18 protein-coding genes are annotated in these 22,640 nt (G+C 73.0%); 10 read left to right on the top strand and 8 right to left on the bottom strand.

Annotated elements, in window-relative coordinates; all coding sequences use genetic code 11:
* Positions 1-50: 50 nt before the first annotated feature.
* The 3 genes from WMF34_RS02455 to pyrE are packed head-to-tail and all read left to right on the top strand — an operon-like array spanning position 51 to position 1,657.
* Complete coding sequence (locus tag WMF34_RS02455; RefSeq protein WP_012233083.1) at positions 51-365, top strand: bactofilin family protein; 315 nt, start codon at positions 51-53, stop codon at positions 363-365.
* Between the two features lie 3 nt (positions 366-368).
* Positions 369-1,082, top strand: coding sequence for a bactofilin family protein (locus tag WMF34_RS02450; RefSeq protein WP_437992286.1), 714 nt, complete (start codon positions 369-371; stop codon positions 1,080-1,082).
* Entirely contained in the window at positions 1,079-1,657 is a 579-nt protein-coding gene (gene pyrE / locus WMF34_RS02445; RefSeq protein WP_012233081.1) for an orotate phosphoribosyltransferase, read from the top strand. The genes WMF34_RS02450 and pyrE overlap by 4 nt, the downstream gene beginning before the upstream one ends.
* A 109-nt stretch (positions 1,658-1,766) precedes the next feature.
* On the opposite strand, the gene glyQ is transcribed toward pyrE, so the two are convergent.
* Entirely contained in the window at positions 1,767-2,714 is a 948-nt protein-coding gene (gene glyQ / locus WMF34_RS02440) for a glycine--tRNA ligase subunit alpha (protein ID WP_012233080.1), read from the bottom strand.
* Positions 2,715-2,954: 240 nt separating this feature from the next.
* Between glyQ and WMF34_RS02435 the strand changes: the two genes are divergently transcribed.
* Complete coding sequence (locus WMF34_RS02435; protein WP_437992285.1) at positions 2,955-3,521, top strand: MarR family winged helix-turn-helix transcriptional regulator; 567 nt, start codon at positions 2,955-2,957, stop codon at positions 3,519-3,521.
* 61 nt (positions 3,522-3,582) lie between these two features.
* Positions 3,583-5,415 (top strand): chloride channel protein, encoded by a 1,833-nt coding sequence (locus WMF34_RS02430; RefSeq protein WP_012233078.1) that lies wholly within the window; start codon positions 3,583-3,585, stop codon positions 5,413-5,415.
* Here the strand turns inward: WMF34_RS02430 and WMF34_RS02425 are convergent.
* Entirely contained in the window at positions 5,412-6,626 is a 1,215-nt protein-coding gene (locus tag WMF34_RS02425; protein ID WP_437992284.1) for a pyridoxal-phosphate-dependent aminotransferase family protein, read from the bottom strand. The genes WMF34_RS02430 and WMF34_RS02425 overlap by 4 nt on opposite strands.
* A 399-nt stretch (positions 6,627-7,025) precedes the next feature.
* On the bottom strand, positions 7,026-7,283 hold the full coding sequence (locus WMF34_RS02420) for a GlsB/YeaQ/YmgE family stress response membrane protein (RefSeq protein ID WP_044963752.1): 258 nt from the start codon (positions 7,281-7,283) through the stop codon (positions 7,026-7,028).
* Between the two features lie 435 nt (positions 7,284-7,718).
* Here WMF34_RS02420 and WMF34_RS02415 point away from each other — a divergent pair, with 435 nt between their 5' ends.
* Complete coding sequence (locus tag WMF34_RS02415) at positions 7,719-8,018, top strand: CsbD family protein (RefSeq protein WP_012233075.1); 300 nt, start codon at positions 7,719-7,721, stop codon at positions 8,016-8,018.
* 131 nt (positions 8,019-8,149) lie between these two features.
* Here the strand turns inward: WMF34_RS02415 and WMF34_RS02410 are convergent, their stop codons facing one another.
* Positions 8,150-9,517 (bottom strand): sigma 54-interacting transcriptional regulator, encoded by a 1,368-nt coding sequence (locus WMF34_RS02410; RefSeq protein WP_437992283.1) that lies wholly within the window; start codon positions 9,515-9,517, stop codon positions 8,150-8,152.
* 383 nt (positions 9,518-9,900) lie between these two features.
* Between WMF34_RS02410 and WMF34_RS02405 the strand changes: the two genes are divergently transcribed.
* The 3 genes from WMF34_RS02405 to WMF34_RS02395 are packed head-to-tail and all read left to right on the top strand — an operon-like array spanning position 9,901 to position 13,109.
* Positions 9,901-11,286 carry a cystathionine beta-synthase gene (locus WMF34_RS02405; RefSeq protein ID WP_012233073.1) on the top strand — a complete coding sequence of 462 codons (1,386 nt, stop codon included), beginning with the start codon at positions 9,901-9,903 and terminating at the stop codon, positions 11,284-11,286.
* 34 nt (positions 11,287-11,320) lie between these two features.
* Entirely contained in the window at positions 11,321-11,590 is a 270-nt protein-coding gene (locus WMF34_RS02400) for an acyl carrier protein (RefSeq protein ID WP_012233072.1), read from the top strand.
* A 10-nt stretch (positions 11,591-11,600) separates the two neighbouring features.
* Positions 11,601-13,109: an AMP-binding protein gene (locus WMF34_RS02395; RefSeq protein ID WP_437992282.1), complete on the top strand. Its 1,509-nt coding sequence runs from the start codon at positions 11,601-11,603 to the stop codon at positions 13,107-13,109.
* A 139-nt stretch (positions 13,110-13,248) separates the two neighbouring features.
* On the opposite strand, the gene WMF34_RS02390 is transcribed toward WMF34_RS02395, so the two are convergent.
* From WMF34_RS02390 to WMF34_RS02375, 4 genes are all read right to left on the bottom strand, one after another.
* On the bottom strand, positions 13,249-13,716 hold the full coding sequence (locus WMF34_RS02390; protein ID WP_012233070.1) for a carboxymuconolactone decarboxylase family protein: 468 nt from the start codon (positions 13,714-13,716) through the stop codon (positions 13,249-13,251).
* A gap of 311 nt (positions 13,717-14,027) precedes the next feature.
* Positions 14,028-15,566 carry a PLP-dependent aminotransferase family protein gene (locus WMF34_RS02385; RefSeq protein ID WP_437992281.1) on the bottom strand — a complete coding sequence of 513 codons (1,539 nt, stop codon included), beginning with the start codon at positions 15,564-15,566 and terminating at the stop codon, positions 14,028-14,030.
* A gap of 79 nt (positions 15,567-15,645) precedes the next feature.
* Positions 15,646-16,812, bottom strand: coding sequence for a hypothetical protein (locus WMF34_RS02380; RefSeq protein ID WP_437992280.1), 1,167 nt, complete (start codon positions 16,810-16,812; stop codon positions 15,646-15,648).
* Between the two features lie 341 nt (positions 16,813-17,153).
* The gene (locus WMF34_RS02375) at positions 17,154-17,582 is read right to left on the bottom strand and encodes a hypothetical protein (protein WP_437992279.1); all 429 of its coding nucleotides are present in this window, start codon (positions 17,580-17,582) and stop codon (positions 17,154-17,156) included.
* Between the two features lie 562 nt (positions 17,583-18,144).
* Here WMF34_RS02375 and WMF34_RS02370 point away from each other — a divergent pair.
* On the top strand, positions 18,145-22,104 hold the full coding sequence (locus WMF34_RS02370; protein WP_437992278.1) for a serine/threonine-protein kinase: 3,960 nt from the start codon (positions 18,145-18,147) through the stop codon (positions 22,102-22,104).
* Positions 22,105-22,640: the final 536 nt, after the last annotated feature.

The following is a 22,640-nucleotide window of genomic DNA, read 5'->3' as shown; positions in this document are numbered from 1 at the left end:
CGTTGACGGACGAAGAATCGCGCCGCGAGGGCGCGGCGAGGAGCACGAACGTGGCGGGTACGATCATCGGAAACGGGCTCACGATCGAGGGCGAGATCACCTCCGACGAGGAGGTGATCGTCGCCGGGACGGTGCGCGGAAAGCTCACCGTCGAGGGGCCTCTCACCATCGACGCAGGGGCGCTGATCGAAGCGGACATCGGGGCGGCGTCGCTCCAGGTGGGCGGCAACGTGACCGGCAACGTCACGGCGGCCGATCGCGTCGATCTCCTCGCCGGCGGTCGCCTCGTCGGCGACGTGAAGGCGTCGCGGCTGACCATCGCGGACGGAGCCTCGTTCAAGGGCAACGTCGACATGGACGTGTAGCCGATGGCCGCCCAGTCCTCGATCGGGCCGACGACGGCCATCCGCGGCAACGTGCAGGGCGACGGGGATCTCGAGATCCTCGGCCGCGTCGAGGGGAGCGTCGTCATGACCGGCGACGTGACCATCGGCGAGGGCGCGCTCATCCAGAGCGACGTCCGCGGGCGGCGCGTCGTCGTCCGCGGCGCCGTCGCCGGGAACATCTCCGGCGACGAGGCCGTGATCCTCGAGCCCGGCGCGCGCGTCGTCGGCGACCTCGGCGCGCCGCAGATCGGCATCCACGCGGGCGCCCTTGTGCGCGGCAACGTCACCACGGGCGCGCCGCTCGCCGTGGCCGCCGCCCCCGCCCCGGCGCGGGCCGCCGCCGCTGCACCTGCGCCGCGCGCCGCGGCCGCGCGGCCTGCGCGTCCGCCGGCGGAGCAGCGCGCGCCTGCGCCGCCCGCCCGGCCTGCGCCGCGCGCCGCGCCTGCCCCCGCGCGCCCCGTGCCGGCGGCGCGCCCCGCCCCGGTCGTCGAGGCGAGGCCCGCGCCCGCCCCTGCGCCGGAGCCGCGCCTCGCGGCCGCTCACGACGACGAGGAGGCCGATCTGTCGGGCTCGACCGCCGGCGAGGGTGACGAGGCCGAGGCGGCCGAGAGCGCCGGCGGGCCGCCGCCGCCCGTGGTCCCCGCGCTCAGGAAGGGGGCCGCGAAGGCCTCGCTGCGCAAGCGGGGCGGCCGGTGAGCGCCGCCGGCGCCTCGGAGCGGGAGCGGCTCGTCGCGCTGCTGCGCGAGCGCTCGTTCGAGCAGAAGCGCGTCGTCCTCGCGTCCGGCCGGGAGAGCGACTTCTTCATCGACTGCAAGCAGTCGGTGCTGACCGCCGAGGGCCACGCCCTCGTCGGCTCGCTCATGTTCGAGGCGCTCGGCGCGCTCCCGCGGTGCGAGGCCGTCGCCGGCGTCGAGCTCGGGGGCTGCCCCCTCGCGAGCGCCGTGTCGCTCACGAGCTTCCTGCGCGGCCGCCCCCTCCCCGCGCTCTACGTGCGCAAGGAGGTCAAGGACCACGGCTCGCGGCGCCTCGTCGAGGGCGATCGCGGCCTCGTGCCCGGGATGCCCGTCGCGATCCTCGAGGACGTGATCACGACGGGCGGCTCGACGCTGAAGGCGGTCGAGAAGCTCCGCACCGCGGGCGCCTCCGTGGTCGGCGTGATCGCCCTGGTCGACCGCCTCGAGGGCGGCGCGGAGGCGATCCGCGCCGCGGGGCTGCCGGTCGTCGCGATCTGCACCCGCCGCGACTTCATCCCCGACAACCCTCCCGGCTGAGGTTGCGCGACGCGCGGGCTCGGCCGAGGCGACGGCGCGCTGCCCGCCGCCTCGGCTGCGCGCTGCCCGCCGCCTCGGCTGCGCGCTGCTCCGCCGCCTCGGCTGCGCGCTACTCCGCCGCCTTCGCCTGCTGCTCGCCGAGGAGCGGGTAGCCGAGCGCCTCGCGCTGCGCGACGTACGTCTCGGCGACCGCCCGCGCGAGCGCGCGGACCCGGCCGATGAAGCGCTGCCGCTCGGTGACGCTGATCGCGCCCCGCGCGTCGAGGACGTTGAAGCGGTGGGCCGCCTTCACGACGAAATCGTAGGCCGGGAGCACCAGCGCCTTCTTCGGATCGATCGCCGCCCCCTTCGCCGCCGGATCCGCGCCCCGGTACAGGAGCCGCTTCACCTCGGCCTCGCAGACGTCGAACGCCGCGAAGTGCTCGGCGATGTCGGCCTCCTCGAAGTTGTAGGTCGACCACTCCCACTCGGCGCGCTGGTAGATGTCCCCGTAGCGCACGATCTTCCCGCCGCGGTCCGAGTAGACGACGTCGTAGATGCTGTCCTTGTCCTGCAGGTACATCGCGATCCGCTCGAGCCCGTAGGTGAGCTCGCCGGACACGGGGCGGCAGTCGATCCCGCCGATCTGCTGGAAGTAGGTGAACTGCGAGATCTCGAGCCCGTCGATCCACACCTGCCAGCCGAGCCCCCACGCCCCGAGCGTCGGCGACTCCCAGTCGTCCTCGAGGAACCGGACGTCGTGATCGAGCGGGTTCGTGCCGATCGCCCGCAGCGACTCCAGGTAGAGGTCCTGGATGTCGATCGGGCTCGGCTTGAGGATCACCTGGAACTGGTGAAACTGCTGCATACGGTTCGGGTTCTCCCCGTAACGACCGTCCGCGGGCCGCCGGGAAGGCTCGACGAAGGCCACATTCCAGGGCTCGGGGCCGAGCGCGCGCAGGAACGTCGCCGGGTTGAAGGTGCCGGCGCCGACCTCCGAGTTGTACGGCTGCACGATGAGGCAGCCGCGATCGGCCCAGAACTTCTGCAGGGTGAGAATGAGGTCTTGGAAGGTCATGGGAGGGCCGGTTCTTAGCCTGGATCGCCCGCGCAGGCGACGCCCCGCGTAGCGTCGCCCGCACGGTCCGTCCGGCGCGCAGCCTCCGGGCCCGCGCGCCGGACGCCGCACCGCCGCCATCCACCGCCGCCCGCGGCCCACCCCGTCGAGGACGGCCCGCCTCGATCCGCCCATGCCCCTCGGGGGGTCCGCAGACTGCTTGCGGTTGACCGGCGAGCGGCGTAGGTTCCGCGCAATTATATGGGAGCCCATGGTTCCTCGACGGCGCGCCGGAAGAGCCCCGCGCGGCAGGCCCCCGGCGGGCCCGACGCGCAGCGGGTCATGGATGCGATCCGCGCGATCGTGCAGCGCCTGCGCGTCTCGTCGCGCGCGTGCGAGCGGCAGCTCGGCCTGAGCAGCGCGCAGCTGTTCGTGCTGCAGCAGCTCGATCAGGCCGCCGCGTCCTCGATCGCCGAGCTCGCGCAGCGCACGCTGACGCACCAGAGCTCGGTGTCGGTCGTGGTGACGCGCCTGGCCGAGCGAGGGCTGGTCACCCGGCGCGCCTCGCCCGAGGACGCGCGCCGGACCGAGATCTCGCTCACCGCGGCCGGCCGCGCGCTGCTCCGCCGCGCGCCCCGCACCGCGCAGGCCGAGCTCGTCACCGCCGTCGACCGCCTGCCCGCCGACGAGCGCGGCGCGCTCGCGCAGAGCCTCGCCACCCTCGCCGGGGCGCTCGGCGCCGGCGACGAGGCCCCCCCGCTGTTCTTCGAGGGCGAGGAGACCCCCGCCAGAGCCGAACCCGAAGCGACAGACCGCGAGGAGAGCTGAATTGTCCAGATCGAACGCCCCCCCTCCAACAGTCACCGAGAGCATCCCGGTCGCCCCCTCGATGGGCCCGACCCTCGAGGACCTCCGCGTCCCCGCGCCCAGCGCCGCCGTCGACCGGCGGGTCGTCCTCGTCAGCGGCCTCGCGATCGCGCTCGGCGGCGTGGCCTTCCTCGCGGCGGAGCTGCTCACCACGCTCATCGCCGTCATCACGAACCTCGCGTTCTTCGGCCGGCTTTCCGCCGCCCCCGCGTCGCCTGCCGATCACCAGCTGGGCCTCCTCGTTCTCGTGGTGCCGATCGTCGGCGCGCTCATCGTCGGCGTGATGGCGCGCTACGGTTCCCAGGCGATCCGCGGCCACGGCATCCCGGAGGCGATGGAGCAGGTGCTGTTCAACGAGAGCCGCATCCCGCCGCGGATGACGCTGCTCAAGCCGCTCTCCGCGGCGATCGCCATCGGCACCGGCGGGCCGTTCGGCGCGGAGGGCCCCATCATCGCGACGGGCGGCGCGTTCGGCTCGCTGGTCGGGCAGCTGCTCCGGATCACCGCGGACGAGCGCAAGACGCTGCTCGCCGCGGGCGCGGCGGCGGGCATGTCGGCGACCTTCGGCAGCCCCGTGGCGGCCGTGCTGCTCGCGATCGAGCTCCTCCTCTTCGAGTACCGCCCGCGCTCCGTGATCCCCGTCGCCCTCGCCGCGACCACGGCGACCGCGGCGCGCCTCTGCGCAGGCCACACCGCGCCCGCGTTCGAGATGCCCGCCGTGGCGCCGTCGACAGGCCCCGCGCTCGCCTTCTACATCGTGCTCGGCGCGGCGCTCGGCCTCGCGGCGATGGGCGCGACCCGCGCGATCTACGCGATCGAGGAGGCGTTCGAGCGCCTGCCCCTCCACTGGATGTGGTGGCCGGCCATCGGCGCCGTCGCGATCGGCGTCGTTGGCTACTTCGCGCCGAGGACGCTCGGGGTCGGGTACAGCAACATCGACGACATCCTGAGCGGCCGCCTGGCGCTCGCCGCCCTCGTGTCGCTCGCGCTGCTGAAGTTCATCTCCTGGTCGATCGCGCTCGGCAGCGGCACCTCGGGCGGGACGCTCGCGCCGCTCTTCACCGTCGGCGGCGCGCTCGGCGCGATCCTCGGCCTGGCCGCGAGCGCGCTCCTCCCCGAGCTCGGCGTGGACGCGCGCGTCGCCGGGCTCGTCGGGATGGCGGCGATCTTCGCGGGCGCGTCCCGGGCGCTCCTCGCGTCCGTCGTCTTCGCGTTCGAGACGACCCGGCAGCCGATGGGGCTGCTGCCGCTGCTCGGCGGCTGCAGCGCGGCCTTCCTCGTCTCCAGCCTGCTGATGCGGCACTCCATCATGACGGAGAAGATCGCCCGCCGCGGCGCGCGTGTGCCGGGCGAGTACGCGGCCGATCACCTGGCGCAGATCACCGCCGGCGAGGCCGCCTCGCGCCCCGCCGTGACGCTCGCCGCCGACGATACGGTCGAGGCGGCCCGCGCGTTTCTGCTGTCACAGGGGAAGGGCTCCCGCCACCAGGGCTTCCCGGTCGTGGACGCCCATGGGGAGCTCATCGGCGTGGTCACCCAGCGCGACGTGCTCGACGAGCAGGCGAGCACCATCCCGATCCGCCACCTGATCCGGCGGCCACCCGCCGTGGTGTTCGAGGACAGCTCCCTGCGCGAAGCCGCCGATCACATGGTCACCGAGGGGGTAGGCAGGCTCCCCGTCGTGTCCCGGCAGGCTCCCCGCAAGGTGCTCGGCATCCTGACGCGCAGCGACCTGCTCGACGCGCACCGGAGCCGGATCGACGCCAGCAAGCGCCGCGAGCAGGCCCTCGCCGCCGCGAAGCGACGCGGAGCGCCGGCCGTCCCGGGCCGCGCCGCCGCCGCCGAGCGGGGCTAGTCCACGAAGTAATCGCGATCGCCCGCCAGACCCTGCTCGAGCGCGGCCATTCCCTTGGCGACGTCGAGCTTCACGCCCTCTCGCTGGAAGCTCATGCCCATCGCGTAGAGCGTCTTGAACAGGTTGTGCGAGCGGCACTGCTCGCCCATCTGGCCCACACGCACGATGTTGAGGCCGAAGGCGCCCGAGATCTCGACGCGGAAGGCCTTGGTCATGTACTCGCGGATCCGCGCGCTATCGACGCCGGACGGCAGCTTGATGGCGAGCACGCTGTTGAGGCGCACGTCCTTCGACGCGAACAGCTCGAGCCCCATGGCCTCGAGGCCCGCCTGCATGGCCAGAGAGCTCATCTCGTGGCGACGGAACCGCCGCTCGAGTGTCTCCTCGCAGACCAGGCGCAGCGCCTCGTGCAGCGCGAGCACACCGGGCACCGGCGCCGTGTAGTGGTACTGCTGGTAACCCCAGAACCGCTGCGCGCGCGTCGCGTCGTAGCACCAGTGCGGGCGCGGCAGCGGGCGCTCCTCGACGACCTTCCACGCGTCCTGCGAGAACGCGCAGGCCGAGACGCCCGGGATCGACGACAGCGCCTTCTGCCCGCCGACGATGCCGACGTCGATGCCCCACTCGTCCATGTGCACCGGCATGGCCGTGAGCGTGACCACCGCGTCGACGATCGTGAGGGCGCCCTGCGTCTTCGCGAGCTTGCAGATCTCCGGCATCTCGACCATGCGGACGCCGCAGGACGTCTCGCCGTGCGCCATCGTGACCACGTCGTAGCGCTGCTTCTTCAGCGCCTCCCGCACGTCCGCGAGCGACACGGGCCGCCCGGGCGGCCCCTCGAGGAAGGTGACGTCGGCGCCCACGCCGAGCGCCATCTCGCCGAGGCGCCCGCTGAACGTCCCCACCTTCAGGCAAAGGACCTTGCGCCCTGGCCAGCACAGGTTCGCCACGGCCATCTCCATCGCCGCGGACGCGGGCCCGGCGATGCCGAGGATCTTGTCGCTGCGCGTCTGGAACGCATAGGCCGCCATGTACTTCACGTTCTGGATGACGCGGTCCATGGTGGGGCCGAGGTGATTGATGATGACCCCGTTCGCCTGGGCCACCGCCTGCGGGATGGGCACCGGACCGGCGCCCATGAGCAGCAGCGGCTCGGACGGCAGGATCGCGGCGAGGGGCGTGATCGGCGGGGGCAGGATCGAGAACGACATGGCCAGGACCTTGGGCAAAAGCGCGGAGCCCGCTAGCAAGCCCAAAGCGTCCTGCGGCGTCAAGCGTTACCCGGCGAGCGGGCGCGACGCCGGCGGAAACGCGGCGCCGGCGCCGGACTGAGCGCGACAGGCCGCGGAAGGCCGTGCTGGTCGTACGACCCTGGGGGATGGGCCGTGCGACGAGCAGGGCCCCTCCGGCCTGCCGAGCGGGAGGGGAGCGCGCCGCGCCGTCTGAGCCGAGATCGCGCTCACGGACCGCGGCGCCTCCTCCGCGCCTCCTGCCCTCGGCCGAGGTGCTCCCGAACGTTACAGATCGGGGCGGCGGATCGAGAGCTCCTTCATGCAGCGCCGTGGGCCGGTATCGGGCGTGGCGCCTCAAGAGAGGATCGCTCCGCCCGCTCATACCGCCGTACGGCGCCGCGCGATCGCCTGATAGCCGGCGGTCAGCAGGATGGCGCCGATGAGCGACATGAAGAAGCCGGCCGGCTCACCCTCACGGTACATGAACAACATGCGGCCGAGCAGCCCGCCGATGAAGGAGCCGACAACGCCGATGATCATCGAGACGACCCACCCGCCGGGCTCACGTCCAGGGACGATGAGGCGCGCCAGAGCACCGACGACGAGGCCAAACAGGAGAAAGAGAATGAACGACATGGTGAACCTCCCAGACAAGGAGCGAAGCGCTCCTCGTTGCTATGCAGGCTGTTCAGCAAACGCCGCGCCATGCCCTGGAGTCCCGGCTCTCCACAGACGCCCAGCCGAGCTGAACGCCGCGGACAGAGCGCTCGCATCGCCGCGATCACCGCGAAATCCGACCGCAGCGCGGTGCGCCTCCAGGAGAGCGGGGACCGTCCGGTCGGATCGTGGGACTGCTTGCTTGGCCGCCGCGTGGCGTATTGCCTCAGACGAGCCGAGAGACGGAGCGCGGGCGAGGTAGCCTGCCCCAATCCCCCTTCCGCGTCCTCGAAAAGACCGTTTGCCATGCGATGGCGCACCGGTTGCTACATCCGGAGCATTGCCAATGCGAGGTCGACGGCGGCGGCGCGCCGCAGAGAGGCTCTGCGGAAGCCACGCCACGAGGAGGAAACAATGAGCAACACAAGCGATCGCAATGAAGGGGCCGCCGAAGAGCTGGGCGGCAAGATCAAGAAGGGCCTCGGCCAGCTGCTCGGCGACGAGCAGATGGAAGCGGAGGGCCGCGCCAAGGAGCTCCGGGGAAAGGCACAGAAGGAGGAGGCCAAGGCGGAGGAGCGCGCGAAGGGCACGCTCGAGGAGGCCGCCGGCGCGATCAAGAACCGAGTCGGCAAGCTGGTCGACGACGAGCAGATGGCCGCCGAAGGGAAGGCCAAGGAGCTCAAGGGAGAGAACCGGCAGAAGGCCAATCAGTAACCAGCGAGAGGGCGCGCCCTGGCGCCGCCCGCCGGAGGTCCGGCGGGCCGCATCCGGCGCCGCCCTGCCCGATCACCGCTCACCAGACGCGCGCGCGCGGCCGTCTCCGGCGCTGGCCCGCGGGCCCGGCGTCACGCCTCCGTGGCCGAGACGCCGTGCCGCTGGAGGAGCTCGCGCAGGTGGCTGCGGTCCATCCGCGCCGCGCGGGCCGCGCGCGAGAGATTGCCGCCGTTCGCGCGCACGAGCGCCGTGAGGAAGGTGCGCTCCCAGCGCGCCACGGCGCGCTCCTTCGCCTCGCGGAACGACAGGCTGAGCTCGTCGTCCCGGGGCGCCGGGAGCGCCGGAGCGCCGCTGTCCGCCCCCTCGGAGCCCATCACGGCCTCGCGGAACAGCGCGGGATCGATCATCAGCACCGCGCGCTCCACGGCGCCGCGGAGCTCGCGGACGTTGCCCGGCCAGTCCTGGCGCATGAACGCCTCCAGCAGCTCGCCCGGGGGACTCTGGTCCTGCCCCTGCGCGAGTTGCCGGTAGAAATGCGCGGTGAGCAGCGCGATGTCGTCGGGGCGCTCGCGCAGCGCGGGGACGCGGAGGCGGACGATGTTGAGCCGGTAGTAGAGATCCGACCGGAAGTTTCCGCGGTTCACCTCCTGGCGGAGATCGCGGTTGGTCGTCGCGATGACCCGGATATCGAGCTTGGTCGGCTCGATCGTGCCGATGCGCCGGATCTGCCGCTCCTCGAGCACGCGCAGGAGCTTCGGCTGCATGTCGAGCGGGAGCTCGCCCATCTCGTCGAGCAGCACGGTGCCGCCCCGCGCCGCCTCGAAGGCGCCGGCGCGCGCCGCCTGCGCGCCCGTGAACGCCCCCTTCGCGTGCCCGAAGAGCTCGGCCTCGATGAGCGTCGGCGGGATGGATCCGCAGTCGATCACGACGAACGGCCCCCCGGCGCGCGGGCTGCTCTCGTGGATCGCCTCGGCGAGCAGGCCCTTGCCCGTGCCCGTCTCCCCCTCGATCAGCACCGTCGAGTCCGACGCGGCGATCCGCGGCAGCGCCCCGAAGATGCGGCGCATCGCGGCGCTCTGCCCGAGCACCCGGCCGTACCGCTCCTCGTCGCCGAGCGGCTCGCGGATCTCCTCGGCCAGCGGCTCGAAGCGGAGCGTGGACTGCCCGACCCCGAGCAAGGCGCCCGGCAGGAGATAGGCCGCCTCGACGCGGAAGCCGGAGAGGGTCGTGCCGTTCTTGCTGCCGAGATCGCGGAGAAAGAACCCCCGCGGGGTGACCGAGATCACGCAATGGTGCCGCGACACGGCCCGGTCGGTGAGGATGAGCTGGTTGCCGGGCGCCGTGCCGATCACGAACTCCGTCGCGTCCGACGTCTGGGACGCCCCGGCGTCCGGGCCGGCGGTCACCTGCACGCGGAAGCGGCTGAACGCGATCTCCTTGGAGCGGACCTTGAGGAGCGCCGTCTCGGCGCTCGGGTGAATCTTCGGCTCGGACGCCATTTCGCCAGTCTACCACAGGGAGCGCGGCGCGAGATCGCCCGCCGGTCCGCTCGCCCCGGCGCGCGAAGCGGCGCCGCGTGGCGTTGACGTCAGCGCGTCAGCGCGCCAGCGCCGCGCCCCGGCTCGCGCAGGAGAGCTCTGGCTCGCCACCGTCAGGGCCTTTGAACCCGTGACGATAACGTGTCGGACAGGGGCGATATGGCACCATCGTAAACACAGTTTTATTTGTCGTTCCTTCCGGAAGGACAGCAAGGATGACCGGCGGCCGGGCCCAGCCGCCACGGCCGTCACGGCTGGCGCGCGCTCTCGCCAGCGCCTCGGCGAGCCTGCCTCTCGCGTGCTCCCCTTGTCGCTGCGGCGCGCGGCGGCTAAGAGGTCTCCCCATGATGCGAGGCGCGCGCAGCGATATCACGAAGGCCGTCGGCGACACGCCGATCGTCAAGCTGAACCGGGTCACCGAGGGGCTCGAGAGCGACATCTATGTGAAGTGCGAGTACCTGAACCCGGGCGGCAGCCACAAGGATCGGGTCGCGCTGAACATGATCCGCGACGCCGAGGCGAACGGGCTCAAGCCGGGCGGGACGATCGTCGAGGCGACCAGCGGCAACACGGGCGCCGCGCTCGCCATGGTCGCGGCCATCCGGGGATACAAGTGCGTCTTCGTCATGCCGGACAAGATGTCGCAGGAGAAGATCGCGACGCTGCGCGCCTATGGCGCCCGCGTCGTGGTCTGTCCCACCGCCGTCGAGCCCGACGACCCGCGCAGCTACTACCAGGTGGCCAAGCGCATCGCCGACGAGACGCCGAACTGCTTCTACGCGAACCAGTACCACAACCCGTCGAACCCCGAGGCCCACGTCAGGTCCACCGGCCCCGAGATCTGGGCGCAGTGCGGCGACGAGCTCGACGTCTTCGTCGCCGGCATGGGGACAGGGGGCACCCTGAGCGGCATTGGCAAGTTCCTCAAGGAGAGGAAGCCGGAGATCAAGATGGTCGGCGTCGACCCGGTCGGCTCGCTCTATTACGATTACGTGAAGACCCAGCGGATCACGAAGCCGTTTGCCTACAAGGTCGAGGGGATCGGCGAGGATTTCTTCCCGAGCACGATGAACCTCAAGATCATCGACGACATCATCCGGGTCGACGACAAGGAGTGCTTCCTCATGACGCGGGACCTCGTGCGGCTCGAGGGCCTCTTCGTGGGCGGCTCCGGGGGCGCGGCGGTGGCCGGCGCGATCAAGTATGCGCGGCAGAGCGGGAAGAAGGAGAACATCCTCGTCCTTTTGCCCGACGGCGCGTCCAAGTACATCTCGAAGATCTTCAATGACGACTGGATGCGAGAGAACGGCTTCCTCGAGGAGGACAAGGGCCTCGGGACGGTGCGCGACCTGCTCGCCGTCAAGCCCAGCGGGGCGGTGGTCACCGCCGACGCGAACGCCCGGGTCCGCGAGGTCATCGACATGATGAAATCGCACGGGATAAGCCAGCTCCCGGTGACCCAGGACGGCAAGCTGCGCGGGATGGTCCACGAGATCGACCTGCTCCGGCACCTCGTGACGGGGAGCGGCACGCTCGACTCGAGCATCGGCGGGCTCGTCGAGAGCGACTATGCGACCGTGACGCCCGCGACGAAGGTCGAGCTCCTGAAGGGCGTCCTGAGCGACGCGAAGATCGCGCTCGTCGTCGACAAGGAGACGGTGCTCGGCGTCGTGTCCAAGATCGACCTCATCGACTATCTTGCCCGCAAGGCGACGCCGGCCATCGGCTGAGCGCCGAAGCTCCGGCTGGAAAGGGACGATTGCGGTGACCTACGATCTCGACACGGTGCGGCGCGCGCTGCACGACCATATCGCGAAGGAGATCCTGCTGCGCAAGGCGCCGCTCGCCCTGGACGAGGATCTGTTCGCCGGCGGGTCCGGCTTCGACTCGATGTCGCTGACGCGGGTGCTCGTGTTCATCGAGCAGCGCTTCGGCGTGAAGATCCCGGACGAGGAGGTGGACCTCGACGCGGTGTCGACCGTGGACAGCATGGCGCGCTTCGTCGCCGGCCGCATCGCGGCCGCGCAGGGCTAGCGGGGAGCGCGTGGCCGGCACGTTCCGCCTGCGCGCCGAGGACCTGGCCGCGCGCGGCGACGCCGTCGCGCTCGCGTCGCGCGGCGCCGCGGTGACCTACGCCGAGCTCGCGGCGCGCGCGGCGGCCGTGGGCGCGGCGCTCGGCGGGGCGGGCGTGCGCCCGGGCGACCGGGTGGCGCTGCTCTCGCTGGGCCGGGCGCACGACGAGCCGGTGGCGCTGGCCGGGGTGCTCACGGCCGGCGCCGTGGCGGTCCCCCTCGACGCGACCGCGCCGCCGGCGCGGCTCGGGCGGATCGCGCGGGCCCGGGGGTGCCGGGCGCTCGTGCTCGACGCCGCGGCCGCGGGCCTCGCGGACGGCATGGACGCCGAGCTCGGCGGCGGCTTGCCGCGCGTGGAGCTCGACGCCGAGGGGCGCGCGCTGCGCGGGGCGGCGCGCGCCGACGCGGGCGGCGACGGCGGCGTCTGCGACGACCGCGCGCAGGACGTCGCGTGCATCCTGCACACCTCGGGCAGCACGGGCGAGCCGAAGCCGGTCCCCATCACGTGGGCCGGGCTCGACGCGTTCACGGCCTTCTGCATCGACCTCGTCGGGCTCACGCCGGCGGATCGGGTCCTCCGTGTGGCCGAGCTCGTCTTCGATCTCGCCTGGTTCGACCACCTCGCGACGTTCCGCGCGGGCGCGACGCTCGCCACGATGTCGCGGCGCGACCTCGCCTCGGGCCGCGCGCTCCGCGACGCGGTGAGCGCGCTCGCGCCGACGGTCATCTACGGCGTGCCCTCGATGTTCATGAAGCTCGTCGCGGCGCTCCCCGCGGCGGACGCGGGCGCGCCGGCGCCGGCTTTCGCGCTCTCGCCCCCCGTGCGCACCATCCTCTTCGCCGGCGAGGTCTTCCCGCCGCGCGAGCTCGCGGCGCTCGCGGCGCGGGTGCCCGGCGCGGCGCTTTACAACCTGTACGGCCCGACCGAGACGAACGTCTGCACGTTCCACCGGGTCGACCGCGCGGCGCTCGACGGGGCGAGCGAGGTCCCGATCGGCGTCGCGTGCCCCTACGCCGCCTGCGCGCTGCTCGCGCTGGACGCGGACGACGAGAGCGGCCGGGTCATCGAGGGCCCCGGGACGGGCGAGCTCGTGGTCTCGGGGCCGACGACCGTGGACGGCGGCCCGTACCGGACCCGCGACCGGGTGGAGCGCAAGGCCGACGGGCTCTTCTACTTCCGCGGCCGCATCGACCGGATGGTGAAGATCCGGGGCTACCGGGTCGAGCCGGGCGAGGTCGAGGCCGCGCTGGCGTCGCACCCCGCGGTGCGCCAGGCCGCGGTGATCGCCGTGGAGGACGCGCGGCTCGGCAAGACGCTGCGCGGCTTCGTCGCCCTCGCAGGGGACGCGGACGACCGCTCGCTCAGGCTGTACCTTGCGGAGCGGCTGCCCCCGTACATGGTCCCTGAGAAGATCGTCGCGATGGACGAGCTGCCGCGGACCTCGACGGGGAAGATCGATTACCGCGCGCTCCCCGGGTGAGCAAACATCACTGCTTCTCTCTCAGGCTCATGCGATCGAGGTACTTCCGGTTCGGAACAGGGAGATTGTCATCCGCCGCCGGCTCTGAATGACGACGGCGCGCAGGCCGCTCGAACGGAGCCCGCGGCCGCGCGCCGGCTCACGCCTGCTCCCGCTTCGCCGACCTGTGGGAGCCAGGCACGGCCCGGGTGGCGAGCACCACGCGGTTCCAGGCGTTGATCGTCACCACGGCCCAGGTGAGATCCATGATCTCCCGCTCCGAGAAGTGCTGGCGTACGGCGTCATAGACGCGATCGGGCACGTGCTCTGCCGCGACGAGCGTCACCGCCTCGACCCACTCGAGGGCGGCCCGCTCGCGCTCGCTGTAACAGGGCGCTTCGCGCCACGCGCTCAGCATGTAGAGCCGCCGCTCGTCCTCACCTGCGGCCCGCGCTTCCTTCCAGTGCAGATCGATGCAGTAAGCGCAGCCGTTGATCTGCGAGGCGCGGAGAAACACGAGGGAGATCAGCGTCTTCTCCAGCCCGCAGCGCTTGACGTAGGAGCTCAGCCCGAGCATCGCTTGATACGCCTCGGGGGCGACGCTCTCGTAATTCATGCGTGACTGCATGGGTCCATCCTCCGTGGTTTCGCTTCGCCCGCGCGCCGGCCACCCCGCGCGCGGGCACCTAGCACGACCGCGGGAGGTCGCCCTGAGTAGCGAACCGCCAAGGTGCCGAGGCCGCCAAGAAACCAGGGAAATAAGAGGGAATGCCGGGACGGCCCTCCCCCTCTTCTCTTGGCGGCCTCGGCGCCTTGGCGGTTTTTCTGCTGATCCGGGGCAACTTCCCGCAGTAGAGCTAGGACGCACTTTCTAGGCAGCGCGCCGGGCGAGCGCGAGATCCACTTCGTCCCGATCGGCTGGATCCACGTGCGGGGCGCTCAGCGCTGGCGCAGCGCGGCCTTCAGCCGCCGGACGCCCTCGGCGATCTCGTCCTCGGGCAAAGCCGCGTAGCCGAGCAGCAGGGCTCCCCGTCCGGCGGAGCGCGCGCGAAGCTCGGACAGCGCGACGCACCGCACGCCGCTCGCCGCCGCGCGCTCGGCCGCAGCGCCGTCCGCGCGCCCGGTAGGCAGCCAGCCGAGGAGGTGCATGCCGGCGGGCGCCGGGGCGACCTCGAGCAGCCCCGACAGCTCTCGCTCCGCCGCCGCGACCAGCGCGGCCTGGCGCCGCTCGTACAGCACGCGCATGCGGCGCACGTGGCGCGCGAAGTGGCCCTCGATCATAAAATCGGCCAGGACCGCCTGCTCCAGCGAGGGCGACGACACATCGGCCAGCGCCTTGGCCGCGACGAACGCGTCGACCAGCCCCTCCGGCACCACGAGGTAGCCGAGCCGCAGCGACGGCGAGAGCACCTTGCTGAATGTCCCCGCGTAGATCACCCGCGCGCCCGGCGACAGGCCCTGAAGGGCGGCGAGCGGCCGGCCCGCGTAGCGGAACTCGCTGTCGTAGTCGTCCTCGAAAACCCAGCCGCTCGACGACCTCGCCCAGTCGAGGAGCGCGCGTCGGCGCTCGAGGCTCATCGTCACGCCCAGCGGGAACTGGTGCGCCGGCGTCACGACGGCGAGCCGCGCCGAGCGCGATCGCCGGACGGCCGTCGCCACGTCGAGCCCCTCCCTGTCCACCGGGACCGGCACCGGCGTCGCCCCGGCCGCGATCAGGGCGCTGCGCGCCGCGGTGTAGCCCGGATCCTCGACCCAGACCGGATCGCCGGGATCGAGCAGCACCTCGGCAGCGAGCGAGATCGCCTGCTGGGCGCCGCTGACCACGATGACCTCGTCCGGCGTGCACCGCACGCCCCTCGCGGTGACGAGGTAGTCGGTGATCGCCCGGCGCAGCGGCGCGTACCCCTGCGGCTCGCAGCGCGTCAGGAGCGCCTGCCACGAGCGGTCCCAGCGCCGGCTCATCAGCCGGCCCCAGGCGGCGGCGGGGAAGGCGTCGAACGCGGGCACGCCCACCTGGAACGCCCAGCCCGAAGGACCGCGCGGCGCGGTGGCGCGCAGGAACGGCGACGCCGCACCCGCCACGAGCGCGCCGCGCCGCGAGAGGGAAGCGCCATCCAGCGAGGGCGCTGGCTGCGGCTCCGAGCTCGGCCGGGCGAGCAGGACGCGCTCCGGCGGCGCGTCGGCGACGTACGTCCCGGAGCCGATCCGGCCGCGCAGGTACCCCTCCGAGAGGAGCTGCGCGTACGCGCCGAGCACCGTGTTGCGCGACAGGCTGAGGTGCGCCGCGAGCGCCCGGGTCGACGGCAGCTTGCTCCCGGACCGCAGCCGCCCGGCGACGATCGCCCCGCGCACCGCCTCGTAAACCTGCCGGTGGAGCGGGGCGTTCGACGCCGGATCGAGCACCACAGCCGCCACCGCGCCCGCGGGCGGAGAGGTCCGCCGCGGCCGCTTTGCCGAGGTCTTCCGCGTCAACGACACGCTCTCCGACGCCTCGGAGGAGGGTCGGGGGAGGGCTCGCCGGGCGGCCCGCGCCGCCCGCCCCTCCCGCCGGGGCGCGTCAGTGCGCCCCGATCTTCGCGCCCGCGCTCGCGCGGGCCGACGCCGACGCCTTGAAGCTCGGCTTGGGGATCGAGATCTTCGGCGCCTTGATCTGCACGTTCACGCTCGGCGGCGTCACGCGGACGCTCGGCGCCTTGACGTGCACGTTGGCCTTCGCGTTGGCCCTCGCAGCGGCGCCGGCCCCCGCGTGGACGTGGACCTTCGGGTCGATGTCGGCCTTCGCCTTCAGGTCGGCCTGCGCGAGGGCATGGACGTGCGCGTCCCAGTCCGTCTTCACGCGCACCTTCACCCGCGGGGCGCGCGCGTGGACGGCGAACGCCGCCCCGGCCCGGTAGCCGCACAGGGCCACGGCCGAGCGACCCGCGTTCCGCACCGCGATGGTCAGCTTCAGCGGATCGGCGGCGAGCGCGAGCTTGCCGGTCAGGTACGCCCCCGCCGCCACCCCCGCCGCCGCGGTCGCGGCCACGTCCGCGGTCGCGACCGCCGGAGCGAGGACGACCACCTGCGGCGCCTCGGCCACCACGCCGAGCGTGATCTTGCGCTCGCCGATGTCGATGGGCTTCAGATCGGCGTCGAGCACGTAGACGCGGACCTCGCCGGTCACCTCGTCGACCAGGAGCTCGAGGCGGTCGTCGCCCACGATCTCGATGCGCCCGCCGTGCGGGCCGAGCTTGCCCTCCGGCAGCCCGAGCTCCGCCGACGCCTTGGCGTTGGCGAAGAGCTCGGCGGTGCCGCCGGCGGGCACGTGCAGCGTCCCGTTCCACGGCTTGCCTGCGACGTTGAGCGTGTAGCCGATCTCGGTCAGATCCGCCTCCAGCTTGGGGCCGGCGGCGACCAGGAGGCCGGTCTTCGCGTCGAGCGTGAGCGGCACGGTCTTCTCTCCGGAAGCGTCCTTCCACACCAGCGTGCCGCTGACGTCCTCGCGGATCGGCTTGCCGTCCGGGCCCGTGACCGCGGCCTTGACGTTCCCGTCGGCAGCGACATTGAAGGCGGCCTTGCCGCTCTCGTGCTCCTCGACGTAGGCGCCTTCGCCGATCGCCGACTCGGCGGTGGCGGTCACCTCGACCGTCGCGTTCGCCTCAGCCGGCTGCTCGCCCTTGCCGCAAGCAGCCGCGGCGGCGATCAGCAGCAGGGCGAGCACTCCGGAAACCTTGGTGATCTTCATGAAATCCTCCTCTGTGCCAGCGAACCCTCGGCGCGAGCCGCGACTTCGCCTGAGCCGAGACGCCGAGGGTTGAACCTCCCCGGGCGCGCCGGCTGCGGAGCCCATCATACGCCGAGATGCCCTGAAAGGCGCGGACGAGCACGAATATCGGTAGGAATCAAAAGATCCAGGGAAACAGAGGTAGGACAATGGCACTCACGGCCGCCAAGCGGCCGTGTCGTGCCTACCGGCGATTCGTTCAGGCAGCGAGCCGTGCGTCCACGTCGAGCGCGATGATCGATGATCGATCGCCGATGATCGGTGGCCGATGATCGGTGGCCGCCCGCGCCCCGGCGCCGTGTTCAGGGGCTCTCGGCGCCCTGATCTCCGCCCATGTCCAGGATCTGCGGGCACTTGCGCGCCACCGCATCACACTCCGGAGGAGCCGTCTCGAGCGAGCTCAGCGCCGAGTCGCACGTGAGCGCCCGGACCCGCTGCGTCTGGGCGAGCAAGCAGACCTCGTACTCGGCCACCGTGGCGGAGCAGCCGGCGCGGTGCTCGGTCGGAGGCATGCAATCCGCCGCGTGGTCGTCCTGCTCCGCGGCCGCCTCGTCGGCCGTGGAGAGGCACTCGTCCTTCACCGTGCCGCACGGCTGCCCGACGGCGGGAGACGCGACGAGGCCCAGGTACTCACAGGCATCTTCCTTGGAGAGCTTCACCCTCGCCGCGAGCGAATCGCAGGCGGATTGGACGTCATCGGCCGTCAGATCCCTGAGCTGCTTGGAGCTCACGGCGCTGTCCGTCGGGGCGGAATCTGCACCTTCGCCGCCGCACGCAGCGAGGGACAGGACGGTCAACAAGGCCCCGAGATGAGTCGAATGCTTCATTCGTGGTTCCCTTTCTAAGTGCGGCCGCCAGCGCGGGCCGCGAGCGCACCGGGAGCAAACCGTGTACCGCGAGCTCAGCTGTGCACGATGGGATCGCACGGCACGGTCGAAGCTCGATGAAACGGGACAACGACATCGGAGATGTCGAATCCACCAAGCGGGGAAAGCAGGCGATCCCCGGCGGTCCGCGCGCCGCGAGGGAACCGAGACGTCCCCGCCCGAGCGCCGCGCGAGCCACGCTCCGCCGCCTCATGTGTAGTCGCCTGTCGGTGCGGCAGCCCCGCCGCGCGGCGTTCGTGCGATGAGCTGGCCTCCACACAGACCTGTTGTACGGTCGGCCGCGCCGTGACATCATCGCGCGCCGTCGGGTGGATGTACTCAGCTCCAGCGTGGATGTCGGGAAACCGCTTTTGACCTACCACCTGGGGCGAATCCAGGCCCGGGCCAAGGGTGCGTCGGTCCCTCGATGATCACGACGCCGAGCTCGGGACAGGCCAGGCACCCCCCGGATGTCCCGGTGTCCATCGGGCCGTGGCGGGTGCTCGCGCCGCTCGGCCGCGGCGGGATGGGGGTCGTCTACCGCGCGCAGCACAGCGTCACGGGCGCGCTCGCGGCGCTGAAGACCGTCAGCGTGGGCGACGAGAGCCTCGTCTCCAGCATCCGCCGCGAGATCCACGCGCTCCGCGGCGTCGAGCACCCGGGCGTCGTGCGGGTGCTCGACGAGGGGGTCCAGGGCGGGCTCCCGTGGTACGCGATGGAGCTCATCGAGGGGCGCACGCTCCGCGATCACAACCAGGAGCGCTGGCGCGCCCGCGGGAGCGTGAGCAGCGAGCCGACCGTGAGCGTCTCCACGGCCATGAACGCGCAGGCCAGCACCGCGACGGCGGAGATCGCGCCCGCGTCGATCATCCCGCGCTCGTACCAGCCCTTCGCGCCGCGCCCGTTCCACCGCGCGGCGGGCGGCGCGCTCCGCCAGGCGCTGACGCTCCTTCGCGCGATCTGCCGGCCGCTCGCGTACGTCCACGGCCGGGGCCTCGTCCACCGCGATCTCAAGCCGGACAACGTGTTCATCCGCCCGGACGGCACGCCGGTGCTCTTCGACTTCGGCCTCGCTTTCCAGTTCGAGGGGCACACCGGGCGCGACGTGCTCCAGGCGGGCGGCAGGCTGATGGGCAGCCCCGACTACATGTCCCCCGAGCAGATCCGCGGCGACCTCGTCGACGCGCGCGCGGACCTCTACGCGCTCGGCTGCATGATCTACGAGGCCGTGACCGGGGGCGTCCCGTTCCTCGGCGACTCGAGCTCCGTCGTGCTGTCCATGCACCTCTACGCCGAGCCGCTCCCGGCCTCCGAGCTCGTCGCCGACGTGCCTCCCGCGCTCGACGCCCTCATCGCGCGGCTCCTGAAGAAGCGCCCCGAGGACCGGCTCGGCTACGCCGACGAGGTCGCGACCGCCCTCGCCGAGCTCGGCGCGGCCGACACGCCGCCGCGCGACTGGAGCGGCGCGGCGCGCGTGCGCGTGCGCGTGCCGAATGCGCAGCCGTACCTGTACCGGCCGCGCCTCGCCGGGCGCGAGGAGGCGCTGCAGCAGATCACCGCGGCGCTCGAGCGCGCCCACGAGCGGCGCCAGGGCAGCCTCGTCGTCGTCGGCGGCGAGAGCGGCGTGGGCAAGACGCGCCTCGCCGTCGAGGCGGCGCACCAGGCAGCGCTCAACCGCATGGCCGTGGTCACGGGCGCGTGCGCGGCCGTGTCCGCCGAGATCGAGCGCGAGGGCGCGGTCAAGGCCGCGCCGCTGCACCCGTTCCGCCCGCTGCTGCTCGCGGTGGCCGACCGGTGCAACGAGCTCGGCCCCGCGGGCTACGACGCGCTGCTCGGTCCGCGCGGCCGGGTCCTCGCGCCGCACGAGCCGTCGCTCGCCCAGCTCCACGGCCACGATCGCTACCCCGAGCCGCCCGAGCTGCCGCCGGACGCGGCCCGCTACCGGCTGCGGACCGCGCTCGCCGACACGCTCGCCGCCTTCGCCGCGACGCGGCCCGTCCTGCTCGTGCTCGACGACCTCCAGTGGGCCGACGAGAACTCGCGCGCCGTCCTCGAGCACCTCGACGCCGACTACTTCGCGGCCCACCCCGTCGTCCTCCTGTGCGCGTACCGGACCGAGGAGACGTCGCCCGCGCTCTCCTCGCTCCTCGGGGCCCCCTGGGCCTCGCGGCTCGAGCTCGGGCGGCTCGACCGCGGCTCGGTCGGGCGGATGGTGCGCGACATGCTCGCCCTGGACGAGCCGCCGGAGGCGTTCGTGCAGTACCTCTTCGAGCAGTCGGAGGGGAACCCGTTCTTCATCGCCGAGTACCTCCGGGCCGCGATCCAGGAGCGGGTGATCTACCGGGACGAGGCCTACGCGTGGCGGATCCGCGCGGGCGCCGAGGGCGCCGCCGCGGAGCGGCTCGCCCGCGCCGCGCGCGGGAGCCAGCCGCCCGCACCGCTGCCGCTGCCGGGCTCGCTGCGCGAGCTCGTGGCGCGCCGCCTGTCGGGGCTGAGCCGGGAGGCGCTCGCGCTCGCGCGGCTCGCCTCGGTGCTGGGCCGCGAGCTCGAGGAGCGCCTGCTGCTCGGCGCCGCGGGCCTCGCCGAGGTCGACGCCATGGACGCGCTCGCGGAGCTCGCCCGCCGCCACGTGCTCGAGGAGACGGAGCCGGGGCGGCTCGGCTTCGTGCACGACAAGCTGCGGGAGATCGCCTACGCGGGCATCCCCGAGCAAGAGCGGCGGGCCCTGCACGCCGCCGCCGCGCGCGCAATCGAGCAGCGCCACCGCGACGCGCCGGGCCTCGCGCTGTCGTACCCGCTCCTCGCCCACCACTATGGAATCGCGGGCGCCGTCCAGGAGACGCTGGAGTACCTCGACAAGGCGGGCGCCCAGGCCCTCGCGACGGGCGCCTCCGGCGACGCGGTGGATTTTTACAAGAGGGCACTCGACCTCGACGGCGCGCACCCGCCGGAGGAGCGCGCGCCGCCGATCCGGCGCGCGCGCTGGGAGCGGCGGCTCGGCCAGGCCCACTACAACCTCGGCGATCTGCTCGGCGCGGAGCGGCACTGCGCGGCGGCGCTGGAGCTGCTCTCCCGGGACGAGGCCGCGTGGCTCCGCGCGAGGGAGCGCGCGGCGAGCGGCCGCGCGGGCCTCGGGGAGCGGCTGCGCCCGGCGATGGCCTCGCTGAAGCAGCTCGGCCTGCAGCTCGCGCACGTCGCTGGCCTGCCGGCCCCGGTCGCGCGCGACGCGGCCGAGCGCGAGCGCCTCGCCGAGGCGTCGCTCGCGGCGGAGAAGCTGTCGGAGACCTACCTGTTCCGCAACGAGCCGACGCTCGCCTTCCTGGCCGCGCTGGCGGCGACCAACGCCGCGGCGCGGCTCGGCCCGTCGCTCGCGCTCGCGCGCGGGTACGCGACCCTGAGCGTCGCGTTCGGGTACGTCCCGTGGAAGGCCGTCGTCGACGCGTACGCCGCGCGCGCGACGGCGGTCGCCGCGGCGCTCGACGATCCGCAAGGCGTCGCGTTCGTCTCGTGCCTGCGCGGGCTGACGGCGCTCGGCGAGGGCCGGTGCCGCGACGCGCGGGCGCTGCTCACCCAGGCCGAGCGGCTGGCCGAGGCGCTGCACGACCGCCGCCGCAAGGAGGAGTGCATCACGCTGCTCGCCGGCGCGGCGTACTCCGAGGGCCGCTGGAGGGAGGCGCTCGACCTGTACGGCGCGCTGGTGATCGCGTCGCGCGAGAGCGACAACGCGCAGGGCCACATCTGGGCGGAGAGCGGCCGCGCGCAGTGCCGGCTGCTGCTCGGCGACGGCGAGGGCGCGATCGCCATCTTCGACGCCCTGTCGGCCGAGGTGCAGCGGCTCGGCGACCGCACGCAGCAGATCACGCACGGCCAGGTCGCGCTGGGGCACCTGCTCCGCGGCGCGCGGGGCGAGGCCCGCGCGGCCGCCGAGCGGACGCTCCCCATGCTCCGCGAGGGACAGCCGGCGGGCTACCACTGCCTGTACGGGTATGCCGCGACGTGCGAGGTGCTGCTCGCGCTGCTCGAGGACGCCCCTGGCTCGGCGGAGCGGCGCGAGCTCTCCCACCTCGCTGCGGAGGCGTGCCGCGCGCTCGGCCGGTACGCGCGCATCTTCCCCCTCGGCCGCTCGACCTCGCTCCGCCTGCGCGGCCTCGCCGCGTGGCTCGCCGGCGGCCGCGCGCGCGCGAGGCGGCTCTGGGCCGCGGCGATCGACGACGCCCTGCAGCGCGGCTTGCCCGTCGAGGAGGCGCGCGCCCGCTTCGAGCTCGCGCGGCACCTCCCGCGCCGCGATCCGGAGCGCGAGCGCCAGATCGCGCGCGCCGCCGCGGTCTTCTCCGCGCTCGATCTCCAGTACTGGCGCGACCGGGTCGCCCGGCTACGCGAGCGCTAGGGCCTCGCGTCCCGGACGAAGAACACAAAAAAGAGCGCCCATTCGACGGCGGGGGGGAGGCCGTCACGGGCGCTCTGCCCTTCCGCTTTGGCATTCAGCAGGACACGGGCCAGGGCCCGACCTTGCTCGACCCATGGAGTCGACCTTAAGGACGCTCCTGACGTCTTTCGAACCTGAGATTCTCGATTGCAGGTCTGAACACGATGAACGCGCGGGGACGCGGCTCGATCTCCTCTGTCTGGAGCGGACGCCGCTCGGGCGCGCCGGGCGCGGATGACCGCTTTGGATCGTGCTCACAACCACAGATCGGGGCCGTTCACCGCAGCACGCACGGCGCGATGACAACCGCTGAATCGCCCCTCTCACGAGCGCGTCTAGCATCGCGTCCGATCGCGAGTCGGAGCGTTCCCGCCGCGCCGCTCACCGAGACAGACCGAGCAGCGGAGAGAGAGGCTCGCCCCCGGCGCTCACCCGCCCTCACGTGGGGCGCAGAGGTTATCCGCCAGGAACTCCGGAATAATCCATGTGCCTAGAAC

The organism is Sorangium sp. So ce145, from assembly GCF_051525985.1.
Lineage (GTDB): Bacteria > Myxococcota_A > Polyangia > Polyangiales > Polyangiaceae > Sorangium > Sorangium cellulosum_B.
This window is presented reverse-complemented; position numbering and strand designations above follow the sequence as displayed.

Bases quoted from the DNA above. Each gene is read 5' to 3' on its own strand.
- WMF34_RS02420 (WP_044963752.1), bottom strand. From the start codon at position 7,283: ATGTCGTTCATTCTCTTTCTCCTGTTTGGCCTCGTCGTCGGTGCTCTG.
- WMF34_RS02430 (WP_012233078.1), top strand. From the start codon at position 3,583: ATGGGCCCGACCCTCGAGGACCTCCGCGTCCCCGCGCCCAGCGCCGCC.
- WMF34_RS02425 (WP_437992284.1), bottom strand. From the start codon at position 6,626: ATGTCGTTCTCGATCCTGCCCCCGCCGATCACGCCCCTCGCCGCGATC.
- WMF34_RS02370 (WP_437992278.1), top strand. From the start codon at position 18,145: ATGATCACGACGCCGAGCTCGGGACAGGCCAGGCACCCCCCGGATGTC.
- WMF34_RS02435 (WP_437992285.1), top strand. From the start codon at position 2,955: ATGGGAGCCCATGGTTCCTCGACGGCGCGCCGGAAGAGCCCCGCGCGG.
- WMF34_RS02450 (WP_437992286.1), top strand. From the start codon at position 369: ATGGCCGCCCAGTCCTCGATCGGGCCGACGACGGCCATCCGCGGCAAC.
- glyQ (WP_012233080.1), bottom strand. From the start codon at position 2,714: ATGACCTTCCAAGACCTCATTCTCACCCTGCAGAAGTTCTGGGCCGAT.
- WMF34_RS02390 (WP_012233070.1), bottom strand. From the start codon at position 13,716: ATGCAGTCACGCATGAATTACGAGAGCGTCGCCCCCGAGGCGTATCAA.
- WMF34_RS02405 (WP_012233073.1), top strand. From the start codon at position 9,901: ATGATGCGAGGCGCGCGCAGCGATATCACGAAGGCCGTCGGCGACACG.
- WMF34_RS02415 (WP_012233075.1), top strand. From the start codon at position 7,719: ATGAGCAACACAAGCGATCGCAATGAAGGGGCCGCCGAAGAGCTGGGC.
- WMF34_RS02410 (WP_437992283.1), bottom strand. From the start codon at position 9,517: ATGGCGTCCGAGCCGAAGATTCACCCGAGCGCCGAGACGGCGCTCCTC.
- WMF34_RS02380 (WP_437992280.1), bottom strand. From the start codon at position 16,812: ATGAAGATCACCAAGGTTTCCGGAGTGCTCGCCCTGCTGCTGATCGCC.